We start from the raw sequence: 5,537 nt of genomic DNA, 5'->3' as shown, positions 1-5,537 counted from the left end.
CACAGTGCCCTCAATTTTACGGGCGGCCGAGCATGGCCAGCGCCCTGCGTCCCACCTCCCGCCCGATCGGCAGCGCCGCTGTCGCCGCGGGCGACGGTGCGTTCAGGACGTGCACGGCGTGGGCGCCCTCACGGATCAGGAAGTCGTCCACCAGCGTGCCGTCCGCCAGGACCGCCTGCGCCCGCACTCCTGCGGGCGCCGCCACCAGGTCTGCCTCCGTCACCGCGGGGAGCAGCCTGCGTACGGCCGTGGTGAACGCCGCCTTGGACAGCGAGCGCCGAAGCTCGCCCGCCCCGTACCTCCAGTGCCGCCGGGCTGTCCGCCACGAGCCCGGCCAGGTCAGCGTCGCGCCCAGCTCGCGGGGCCGCACCACGCCCCAGCCGTAGCCCTCCCGGGCCAGCGCCGGTACCGCGTTGGGTCCGACGTGCACGCTTCCGTCGATGCCGCGGGTCAGATGCACCCCGAGGAACGGGAACGCCGGGTCCGGCACCGGATAGACCAGCCCCCGCACCAGCTCGGGCCGCGCCAGCTCGTAGTACTCGCCCCGGAAGGGGACGATCCGCATGCCGGGGTCGTCCCCGGTCATGCGGGCGATCCCGTCGCAGTGCAGCCCGCCGCAGTTGACCAGGACCCGCGCGCGGATCACCTCCCCGGAGCGGGTGCGCACGGCGGCACCGAGGCCCGGACGCCGGTCGATGTGCCGCACCTCGGCGCCGTAGCGGATCTCCGCGCCCGAGGCCCTGGCCAGCTGCCGGGCCACGGAGACGTAGTCGCAGATACCGGTGGTGCCGACGTGTATGGCGGCGAGGCCGCGCACCTCGGGCTCGTACTCCGGGATCTGCGCCGCGCCCAGCTCGCGGACCGGTATGCCGTTCTCCCGGCCGCGCTGCACGAGGGCGTGCAGGCGGGGCAGCTCGGAGCGGTCGGTGGCGACGATCAGCTTGCCGGTGACGGCGTGGGCGATGCCGTACTCGGCGCAGAACTTGACCATCTCCGCCGCGCCCCGCACCGCGTAGCGGGCCTTCAGGGAGCCCGGGCGGTAGTAGACGCCGCTGTGGATGACGCCGCTGTTGCGGCCCGTCTGGTGCCGTGCCGGTCCCGGCTCCTTCTCCAGCACCGTCACGCGGGTGCCCGGCGCGGCGCGTGTGATCGCGTACGCCGTCGACAGGCCGACGATTCCGCCGCCGATCACCAGCACGTCGCAGTCGTACGCGACGCCGTGCGCGATGCCCTGCGCGGTCCCGGTCCGCACTCGTTCCATCTTCCGGCCCACCTCCCGGCTTCGATAGTGCACTGCGCCACTGACAATGCCCTCAAACCCGGGAGGAGGCGGTGGATCAGGCCGGGGTCACCAGGAGTGGCCGGGCGCGCTCGCGCAGCTCGACCACACGCGGCTCGTCGCCGTACGGCTCCAGGCGGTGGAGGAGATCCTTCACGTACTCGGTGGTGCGGGCCGAGGAGATGCGGCCGGCGACCTCGACGGCCCGCACGCCCTGCTCGCAGGCGGCGTCCAGATTGCCCGACTCCAGCTCGGCCACCGCCGAGACGACGAGTCTCAGGCCGTGCGAGCGTACGAACTCCTCCGTCGGTTTCGACAGGGCCTGCTCGGTGAAGCGGCGGACCTGGCGTGGTGCCTTCAGGTCGCGGTAGCACTCGGCGGCGTCGGCGGCGAACCGGTCGTAGGAGTAGAAACCCAGCCACGTCGGGTCGCTGTCGCCGGGGCGGGCGCGCTCCAGCCAGCTCTCGGCGGCCTTCAGGGCCGCGCCGGCCGCCACCGCGTCGTTCGCGCGCGCGTGGGCACGGGCCTCGACCAGGCGGAAGAAGCTCATGGTGCGGGCCGTGGCCAGGCCCCGGTTGCGTTCCAGGGCGGCCTGCGCGAGGTCCACGCCCTCGTCGCCGAAGCCGCGGTAGGTGGCCTGGAGCGACATGGAGGCGAGTACGTAGCCGCCCAGGGGGACGTCGGCCGCCGCGCGGGCCAGGCGCAGGGCCTGGATGTAGTAGCGCTGGGCGGCCTCCTGCTGACCGGTGTCGAAGGCCATCCAGCCGGCCAGGCGGGTCAGCTCGGCCGAGGCGCCGAAGAGGGCACGGCCGACCTCGTCCGAGTAGGAGCCGAGGAGCAGCGGGGCCGCCTCGACGCGTAAGCACTCGGGGACCATCGAGGAACGCCAGTCGCCGCCGCCGTACTTGGAGTCCCAGCGCCGGGCGTCCTCGGCGGCCTCCCGCAGCTTCTGCACATCACTGTGGCCGACTTTGAGCGGTGCGCCGGAGCCCTCGGCCGGGCTCGCGTCACGCGCCACCGAGCTGTCGGCCGGGGTTATCAGCCATCGCGAGGCGGGCGTCGCGTACGCGCTCACCGCGAACGAGCCGGCCAGCGACTGCCAGATGCCGCCGCCGGCCCGGCGGCCGGCGAGGTCGAGACGGTACAGCTCGGTGGCGGACCTGACCGCCTGGCCGACGTCCCGGGGGAAGGCGAGGCCCACTTCGGGGGCGGGATCCGCGTCCGCCAGGCCGATCTCGTGGAGCGGCACCGGGCGGCCGAGCTTCTGGCCGATGGCGGCGGCGATGAGGTGCGGCGCCGCACCCTGCGGCACCATGCCCTTCGACACCCAGCGCGCCACCGACGTCTTGTCGTAGCGAAGTGTCAACCCGCGTTGGGCGCCGAGGTCGTTGACGCGCCGGGCGAGTCCTGCGTTGCTGATTCCCGCGAGGGCGAGAACGGCGCCGAGCTTTTCGTTCGGCCCGCGTTGCTCCCTGGACATGCGCCACCCCTCGACACAGACGGCTGCCGCGCTGGCATAACCACGCGGCATTCGTAAACCCAGCGTAGTTCGCCGGATCCCATGCGTTAAGAGGCATTGTTCCGGATGGCGGGATTGTGGTCCGTACTGAAGTGCGCTGTCCGCACGGTCTGTTGCCACGTGCTCCCAATGTGTGGCCGTGCGCCCGCCCGTGCGCTCTTCTCCGGCCACGGGGGGAGCGGTTCCATGGGTGATGCGTGGGTCGGCCCGCTGTACTGGATCCAGTGGGCTGGGGGACGCCGCCGCCTACATCCCCGCGGGCGGCGGACCGGTCCGGGAGGCATGCCTCGCCTCCCGGGCCGAGCACCGCCGGCCGGTGCGCAAAACCTGTACGGAGCGTGTTCGGACGTGTCCGCGTGACGTCGATTTGGCTGAAAATCGACCCCAGCGTTTTCGGGGTACTGCGGCCCTCACCATGGAAGTTGAGGGCGCGTCGGGGAGCCAAAGGGCGCGTTACGGGGGCGCATTCGCGTCGTCTTCGCGCCCTCCGAGGCGGTGCGGAGAAGTAGTCGACGCTCTCGCGTGAGTCTCCGCGAGGGCGCGTTCACGGGAGCACACGCGGCTCCGCCGCTGCTCTGCGGCGCGCCCTTCATGGCAGCATGGGACCAGTTCGTACGGTGCACTGGTTGTCCCCAGCCTGTGGAGGCGTCGATGCGGTGGTTGGTGGGGTGGAGCAGCGCCGCCGTGGGAGCAGCGGGAATCGCCGCAGCGGGCGGCTCCGCGGGCGCCACCGGCTACGACGGCGAGACCGTGCAGCCCGTGGGCGCCCAGCCGTTGTGGGGCGACCCCGATCCGCTGTGGGCGGTCGGCGACTGGCGCCCCGACGAGGTACGCGTCGTCACGGCCGACCCGCAGACCCGGATCGCCGTCCTCGGCATCTGCGGCGCGACCGACGAGCAGCTGCGCGTCGGACTGTTCGCCGCGCGCGGCGGAGCCCTTCGGCACCTGACGGCATGGCCCGGCAGCTACACGGCCGTCGTCCAGGTCGGCCGGCGGATCACCGTCTGCGGCGATCTCGCGGGCGTGCGGCCGGTGTTCCACACCCCCTGGGCGGGCGGTACGGCCTACGCGACGGCCGCGCTGCCCCTGGCCGACCTCATCGAGGCCAACCTCGACTTCGGTCACCTCGCCGCGCTGCTCGCCGCGCCCGACGTGCCGGCCGCGCTGGACGACTCCACCCCGTACGACGGCGTGAAACGCATTCCGCCGGGGCATGCGCTGATCCTGCGCGCCGGGGCGCGCGAGATCGCCGGGTACGAGCAGGTGGCCTCGCTCGCCGTGGCGGCGCCCTCTGCCGATCCCGACCGGGCCGTGGACGGGGTGCGGGACGCGTTGGTCGAGGCCGTGCGCACGCGTCTCGCCGCACCCCGGCACGTTCCCGGGGACGGCATCGACCCGGGGCCGGTGCCCGGCATGGGACCGGCGGAACGGCGCGCCGCGCGCGGGATGCCGGTTCCGGGGATCGGGGCCGACCTCTCCGGCGGCCCGGCCTCGGGCACGCTGGCGCTGCTGGCCGCCGGGCTGCCGGGGATGCCGGGGACCGTGCTCGGGCACGGCACGGGCGCGGGGGAGCGGCTGCTGGCCGTCACCTTCAACGACCTCGCCGTCGGCGGGCAGGAGGCCGAGCTGGAGCGGGCGGGCGCGCTGGCGGCCAACCCGAGGCTGCACCACGTGGTGGTCACCGGTGGCGAGGACGTCCTGCCGTACGCCGCGCTGGACGGGCCGCTGACGGACGAACCGGGCTCGTGTCTCGTCGCTGCGGCACGGCACCGGGCGCGGCTGGCCGCGGGCAGCGCGGACCACTTCACGGGGTACGGGGCACGGCAGGTGCTGGACGCCCATCCGGCGCGGCTGGCCGACCTGCTGATGGACCGCAAGCGGCGCCATCTCGTGCGGCCGGTCGCCGCGCTGGCCAAGGCCGACGGTTCGGTGCTGGTCCCCGCGCGCGTCTACGCCGCGGCGCGGCGGCTGGCGCGGACCCCGTACCGCACCGGCCTGGAGGTGCTCTCCGAACGGCTGCTGCGCCGGCGCTTCGACACGCCGGGCGAGGGTGCGATGGAGGCGTCGCTCGCCGTGCTGGCCTGGGCCGGGCCGGGGCCCGCGGCGCGGTGGCTGACCGGAGAGGCGCTGGCTGAAGTATCGGTTCGCCTCCAGACGTCCTCCCAGCGTTCCGGAGTGGGGCCGGGGCAGCGGCCGGGTGACTTCCGCGCGCGTGCGGCGCTGTCGCGGCAGGCCGCGGACGTGCGGGTACTGGAGCAGGCCGCCGAGATCCGCTTCCAGCGGCTGCACACGCCGTTCCTCGACAACCAGGTCGTCCGCGCCTGCCGTGCGCTGCCGGAGGCGCTGCGGGTGCAGCCGGGGGCGCGGGCGTCGATTCTGCGGACGGTGCTGGAGGGGGCGGGCGTGAGCGATCTGCCGAGCGGCTGGGGGGCGCCCACGCAAGGGCTGGCGGCTTCCGCCGCGCGGACGGGGCTACGGGTCGCCGCGGATTCCCTGCTGGGGCTCTTCGACACGCCGCTGCTCGCGGAGGCGGGGCTCGTGGAGGCGCGGGTCGTACGCAAGGCGGTGCGTGCGGCGGCCGCGGGCGAGACGCTGCCCCTGGACGGGCTGGCCGACCTCGTCTCCCTCGAACTGTGGCTCCGCCGCCTCCTCGCCCGCCGCGGCACCTGCTGGACCGGCACCCCGGCCCGCCAACGCGCGGTACCGGCCGGCATCGCGCCGCAGCGGGGGGCGCTGGGC

3 protein-coding genes are annotated in these 5,537 nt (G+C 74.4%); 1 reads left to right on the top strand and 2 read right to left on the bottom strand.

All coding sequences use genetic code 11. The features are described from left to right. Positions 1–16: 16 nt before the first annotated feature. Both lhgO and EBH09_RS16915 read right to left on the bottom strand, forming a co-directional pair. Entirely contained in the window at positions 17–1,261 is a 1,245-nt protein-coding gene (gene lhgO / locus EBH09_RS16920) for an L-2-hydroxyglutarate oxidase (protein ID WP_121747980.1), read from the bottom strand. A 76-nt stretch (positions 1,262–1,337) separates the two neighbouring features. Further along, positions 1,338–2,759 (bottom strand): MFS transporter, encoded by a 1,422-nt coding sequence (locus EBH09_RS16915; protein WP_121747852.1) that lies wholly within the window; start codon positions 2,757–2,759, stop codon positions 1,338–1,340. Positions 2,760–3,449: 690 nt separating this feature from the next. Between EBH09_RS16915 and EBH09_RS16910 the strand changes: the two genes are divergently transcribed. Beyond that, positions 3,450–5,537 (top strand): asparagine synthase-related protein (locus EBH09_RS16910; RefSeq protein ID WP_121747851.1); only part of this gene is annotated, 2,088 nt, incomplete at its 3' end.

It is taken from the genome of Streptomyces sp. E2N166, from assembly GCF_003671715.1.
Taxonomy (GTDB): Bacteria; Actinomycetota; Actinomycetes; order Streptomycetales; family Streptomycetaceae; genus Streptomyces; species Streptomyces thinghirensis.
Note: the sequence above shows the minus strand (reverse complement) of the source record. Positions and strands in the feature narration are given on the sequence as shown.